General features: G+C 71.4%; 5 protein-coding genes. All 5 read left to right on the forward strand.

Annotated features, from left to right (window positions below):
- Positions 1 to 228 (forward strand): roadblock/LC7 domain-containing protein (locus AB0E96_RS37640; RefSeq protein WP_355270054.1); only part of this gene is annotated, 228 nt, incomplete at its 5' end.
- 161 nt (positions 229 to 389) lie between these two features.
- Positions 390 to 1,040 (forward strand): DUF742 domain-containing protein, encoded by a 651-nt coding sequence (locus AB0E96_RS37645; protein WP_359830820.1) that lies wholly within the window; start codon positions 390 to 392, stop codon positions 1,038 to 1,040.
- Positions 1,021 to 1,605 carry an ATP/GTP-binding protein gene (locus AB0E96_RS37650; RefSeq protein ID WP_074001502.1) on the forward strand — a complete coding sequence of 195 codons (585 nt, stop codon included), beginning with the start codon at positions 1,021 to 1,023 and terminating at the stop codon, positions 1,603 to 1,605. Before AB0E96_RS37645 ends, AB0E96_RS37650 begins: the two co-directional genes overlap by 20 nt.
- 403 nt (positions 1,606 to 2,008) lie before the next feature.
- Complete coding sequence (locus AB0E96_RS37655; RefSeq protein ID WP_359830822.1) at positions 2,009 to 5,362, forward strand: nitrate- and nitrite sensing domain-containing protein; 3,354 nt, start codon at positions 2,009 to 2,011, stop codon at positions 5,360 to 5,362.
- Positions 5,363 to 5,372: 10 nt separating this feature from the next.
- Positions 5,373 to 5,509: roadblock/LC7 domain-containing protein (locus tag AB0E96_RS37660; RefSeq protein WP_329882915.1), on the forward strand; the 137-nt coding region annotated here is incomplete at its 3' end.

The following is a 5,509-nucleotide window of genomic DNA, read 5'->3' on the forward strand; positions in this document are numbered from 1 at the left end:
GCCAGCCGGATCTTCGAGGGCGGCGAGGTCAACCAGACCGTGGTCGAGATGGAGCGGGGCTTCCTGTTCCTGATGGCCGTCAGCGACGGCTCGGCACTCGCCGTCCTCGCCGCCCCGGACTCCGACATCGGCCTCGTCGGCTACGAGATGGCCCTGCTCGTCGACCGCGCCGGCGCCGTCCTCACCCCCGCACTCCGCGCGGAACTCCAGGGCAGTCTCCTGCACTGACGGTTCGTCGGATACCGTCCAGGTATTCGAAGTACCTCCGCGTCCTTCCCGGGCCCGCTTCGGCGGGCTCGGGTTCGGACGTTGTACGGCCTTCGCACCACCGGCTCCGGACCTGCGCCGAAGCTCGCACCGCACCGCCGCACCCTGTGAGGAGAGGAACCGTGACACCGCCCGACGACCGCAGCGGCCAGTACGGCGTTCCGTACCCTGGCACAGGCCATGACGCCTTCGGAGCACCCGGCGTCGGCCACGGTCAGCAGTACGGCCGGCACCAGTACGGACAGCCCCGGCAGTACCCCCGGCAGTACCCCCGGCCCGAGGAACAGTACGGCCAGTACGACCAGTACGACCGGCAGCCCTCGTACGGCGCCCCGGCCCCCGGCTACCCGGCACCGGCGCCCGAGCCGGCCCCCGGCTACCTGCCCGCCCAGGAGCCCGGCCACGTCGAGGAGTTCGAGGACGAACCCGACTCCGGCCCGCTGATCCGCCCGTTCGCGATGACCGGCGGCCGGACCAGGCCGCGCTACGAACTCGCGCTGGAAGCCCTGGTCTCCGCCGACGTCGACCCGCAGCGCCTGGCCACCCTGCTCCCCGAGCACCAGCGGATCTGCACGCTGTGCACGGAGGTCAAGTCCGTCGCCGAGGTCTCGGCGCTGCTCTCCCTTCCCCTGGGAGTGGCCCGCATCCTCGTGGCCGACCTGGCCGAGGCCGGCCTGGTCGCCATCCACCAGCCCGCTTCCGGCGGCGAAACCGGAAACCAGCCCGACGTCACGCTGCTCGAAAGGGTCCTCAGTGGACTTCGCAAGCTCTAACGCGGCCGCCCCCACCCGCGCCACCACCTCCGCGAAGATCGTCGTCGCGGGCGGCTTCGGCGTCGGCAAGACCACGCTCGTCGGCGCCGTCTCCGAGATCAACCCCCTGCGCACCGAAGCCGTCATGACCTCGGCCTCCGCCGGCATCGACGACCTCAGCCACGTCTCCGGCAAGACGACCACCACCGTCGCCATGGACTTCGGCCGCATCACCCTCGACGAAGACCTCATCCTCTACCTCTTCGGCACCCCCGGACAGGACCGCTTCTGGTTCATGTGGGACGACCTCGTCCGAGGCGCCATCGGAGCCGTCGTCCTCGTCGACACCCGCCGCCTCGCCGACTGCTTCCCCGCCCTCGACTACTTCGAGAACAGCGGACTGCCCTTCGTCGTCGCCCTCAACGGCTTCGACGGACACCAGCCCCACACCCCCGACGAAGTCCGCGAAGCACTCCAACTCGGCGCCGACACCCCCGTCATCACCCTCGACGCCCGCCGCCGCGACAGCGCCAAGAGCGCCCTCATCACCCTCGTCGAACACGCCCTCCTCGCCCGACTGCGCTGAGCCCGCGGGCCGCCGCGCGGCCCCGGCCGGTCCGCCCCTCGCGGCGGGCCGCCGGGGCGGCGACGCCTACCGGCCGGTGTCCTCCGGGCGCCGTGCGCAAGACCCGTGTATAAGCAGCGGATAACAGTTCGGTAGGCATTTTGTGATCAACAATGACTCAGTGTGGCGAATCAGCGTCACTCAGCGCCAGGTGTCCATGGTTTTGCTCCGCCATGTCAGTGAATGTCCGGATTGTACCGACGCGGGTGCCGGACGGCGGCTGTTTGTCCCCCATCCCTGCACGTGCTGAAATTCCAGCTACCCCTGGGTGTTTCCTGCGCCGGCCCCTCCGGCGGCGGGTCAGGGTCCCGGGGTAGCGCTGGATTGATCCATGGCCGGCAGTCGGCCGAGAGGTAGTTGTCGAGTGAGGCGTAAGCAGCAACCCGCCCCGCAGCGGCGCTCCGAGCCCCGCCAGGGCGAGCCGAACGGTACCCCGGGGGACCAAGCCGGGTTCTCCGCGTTCACTCCCACCGAGGAACGCGCCCAGACCCCCGCACCGGCCCCCGAGCCCCAGGCCGCACCCACGGCGCCCCGCGGCGGCGGCCCGTCGGGCGACGGCGGCGGCTCGAGCCGGTACGACTTCCTCCGCCCGCGCAACTGGCGCGTGCCGACCCGCCTGATCGCGATCCTGCTGATCCCCGTGACGATCAGTCTCGTCTTCGGCGGTCTGCGCGTGAACACCTCGGTCGACGGCTACATCAAGGCCTCCCGCGCCGAGAAGACCGCGGAGCTGGCCAAGGCGGCGACCGAACTCGCCGAGGCGCTGGAGAACGAGCGCGACAAGACGCTCATACCCCTGATCACCAAGCAGGACCCGAACAACGAGGTCACCAAGCGCCGCAACGACACGGATGCCGCGCTGAAGGCGTACAACGCCGCCTACGCGGCCTCCGACAAGTCCGGTGAGCTGCCCCGCCGCCACGAGGCCTTCCAGACCCTCGTGGTGGACCTGCCGCACCTGCGGGCCTCCGCGTACAACCCCGAGCTGTTCTCCGGCGCCACCGTGAACGCCTACTCGGTGCTGCTCGACCCGCTGCTGGCCTTCGACAACTCGGTCGGCATGGGCTCCGCCAACGCCACCAGCAAGGGCCGCGCGATCTACGCCATATCGCTGGCCAAGGCCGCGGCGTCGACCCAGCGCGCGCTGATGCTCAACCTGCTCGTCGGCATCTCGCAGAACGCGACCACGCGCTACGAGAACCAGGACGTGATCCAGCAGATCCTGATCTCGGAGAAGCTGGAGCAGGTCTCGATCAACGAGTTCAACACCGGCAGCGCCCCCGAGGACGCCGCCAAGTACGCGGCCGCGCAGGTCGAGCAGGCCATCGCCCAGGAGCGCTCGGCGTACAAGATGCCCAACGGCGCGGCGCCCACCATGCAGGGCCTGCTCCAGCTCGGCGCCTCGTACAGCCAGGCCGCCGCGGAGGGCCAGCAGAAGGGCAAGGCCGCCGCCGACGCCGCGTTCGCCGAGGCGCGCAACTCCGGCCTGACCCCGGACAACTGGAACCAGGCCGCCAACACCCACATCCAGGCCCTGCGGAACACCGAGGAGACGCTGCTCGACGACGTCCTCACCGACTCCCGCAACCTGAAGGACAACGCGCTCTACGACGCCATCCTCAACACGGTCATCGTCCTCGCGGCGCTCGTCCTGGCCGGTCTGCTCACCGGCTACGTGGCCCGCTCGATGATTCTCGGCATGCGCACCCTGCGCAACGCCGCCCTGGAGATCGCCGACCACCGCCTGCCGGACCTGGTCGAGAAGCTCTCCAAGACCGACCCCGACCGGGTCGACACCTCGGTGGCCGCGATCCCGCTGCACGGCAAGGACGAGATCGGCGAGGTCGCCCGGGCGTTCGACCAGGTCCACCAGCAGGCCGTGGCGCTCGCCGCCGAGCAGGCCCTGCTGCGAGGGAACGTCAACGCGATCTTCACCAACCTGTCGCGCCGCAGCCAGAGCCTGATCCAGCGCCAGCTGGCGCTGATCACCGACCTGGAGAACAACGAGGCCGACCCGGACCAGCTGGAGAACCTCTTCAAGCTGGACCACCTGGCCACCCGTATGCGCCGCAACGGTGAGAACCTCCTCGTCCTCGCGGGCGAGGAGGCCGGCCGCCGCTGGAACACCCCGGTCCCGCTGGTCGACGTGCTCCGCGCCGCCGCCTCCGAGGTGGAGCAGTACGAGCGCGTCGAGCTCTCCGGCATCCCGGAGGTCGACGTCGTCGGCGCCGCCGTGACCGACCTCGTCCACCTGCTCGCCGAGCTGCTGGAGAACGCCACCTCGTTCTCCAGCCCGCAGACCCGGGTCCTGGTCAACGCGACCCGCCTGCCGGACGGCCGCGTGCTGGTCGAGATCCACGACAAGGGCATCGGCCTCACCGCCGAGGACTTCGCGGAGATCAACGAGAAGCTGGCCGAGCCGCCCACGGTGGACGCCACCATCTCCCGCCGGATGGGCCTGTTCGTGGTCGGCCGGCTCTCCCAGCGGCACGACGTCCGCGTCCAGCTCCGCCCGTCCGGCGAGTCCGCCGGCACCACCTCGCTGGTCATGCTCCCGCCGTTCGTCACCCAGTCCGGCGCCGCGCCGGAGCCGGACGAGCAGTTCACCGTCTCCCGGATCTTCGCCGGGCAGGAGCCGGCCGCCGAGTGGGCGCCGGACACCCGCCCCCGCAGCGCGGCCGAGCTCGGTTTCGACGACCACCTCACCGGCGCCGGCAACGCCGGCCCCGGCGGGTTCAGCCCCGCCCTGGAGGCCGTCCAGCGCTCGCAGCGCCTCGACCAGGTCCGCCGCGCGGCCCTGGAGAGCTCCCCGCAGGCGCCGGTGGTGGACGCCGAGGTCGAGGAGGACTACCGGCAGGACTACGAGCAGTACGCCCCGCAGGGCTACGAGCAGCAGCAGGGCTTCGCCGACGACCAGTACGGCTACGACCAGGGCGGCTACCAGCAGGACGAGTACGCCCAGGACGGGTACGCCGACCAGTACGCCCCGCAGGGCTACGAGCAGCAGCAGGGCTTCGCCGACGACCGGTACGGCTACGACCAGGGCGGCTACCAGCAGGACGGGTACCAGCAGGACGGGTACGCCGACCAGTACGGCCGGCAGGCCGAGGAGTCCCCGGCCGGTCACCCGTACGCCCCGGAGCCGCCCGCGCTGCCCGCCGCCGAGCCGCCGCGGACCACCCTGCCGTCCGGGCTGCCGCAGCGCCGCCCCGGCGAGCAGCTGGCGGGCGGCGGCCTCCCCGCGGCCGGCGCCGGCCCGTCCGGCGACAGCCCGAACTGGTTCGCCGGCGCCAAGGACACCTCGGCGCCCGAGAGCCAGCGCGGCCACGACGTGTCCTCGCTCGGCGGTTACGGCCCGACCGGTCCGACCGCCAGCGCCGCCTGGCAGTCGCCGAACGACGGCGACTGGCAGCGGGCCGAGCAGCTGCGCGAGCCCTCCTCCGGCGGCACCACCGGCGCCGGTCTGCCGCGGCGCGTGCCCAAGCAGAACCTGGTGCCCGGCAACGCCAAGTCCACCCCGCAGGAAGGGCCGCAGGTCTCCCGCAGCCCCGAGGAGGTCCGTGGCCGCCTCACCAACCTGCGCCGCGGTGTGGAGCAGGGCCGCAGTGCCGGTAACACCGGAAGCTTCCGGATCGACCCCGATCAGGCAGACCAGTCCGGCAACGGACAGAACCGGAGCACCGATCTCTTCGGCGGCTCGAACCACCAGGAGCGTTGAGTTGACTCAGATGAGCCAGGCCGCACAGAACCTGAACTGGCTGATCACCAATTTCGTGGACAACACCCCCGGGGTGTCCCACACCGTGGTGGTCTCCGCGGACGGCCTCCTGCTGTGCATGTCCGAGGGCTTCCCGCGCGACCGCGC

The organism is Kitasatospora sp. NPDC036755 (assembly GCF_040636595.1).
Lineage (GTDB): Bacteria > Actinomycetota > Actinomycetes > Streptomycetales > Streptomycetaceae > Kitasatospora.